We start from the raw sequence: 258 nt of genomic DNA on the forward strand, positions 1-258 counted from the left end.
GGCCTGGGGCGACTTGAGGTCGGTGGAAGCATTGACGCTGGTGACCACCAACTGGCCCTTCACCTCGCCGGCGGCGGCGAGGAAGTTGTACTGCTGCACCGCCTGGTTGATCTCGCCGGCGGTGACGCCGAACGCGGCCATCTTCACCGGGTCCAGCCACAGGCGCATGGCGAACACCTGGTTGCCGAGGATCTCCGCCTCGGCGATACCGGGCAGGGTCGCCAGCTTGGGCTGGATCACCCGCGACAGGTAGTCGGT

At 67.4% G+C, this 258-nt stretch carries 1 protein-coding gene; it reads right to left on the minus strand.

What is annotated here, in order from left to right; translation table 11 throughout:
* Positions 1-258: efflux RND transporter permease subunit (locus ACLJNW_RS26405; protein ID WP_410961538.1), on the minus strand; the 258-nt coding region annotated here is incomplete at both ends.

Source organism: Salmonella sp. SAL4457, assembly GCF_046548235.1.
In the GTDB taxonomy this organism is placed as follows: domain Bacteria; phylum Pseudomonadota; class Gammaproteobacteria; order Enterobacterales; family Enterobacteriaceae; genus Salmonella; species Salmonella enterica.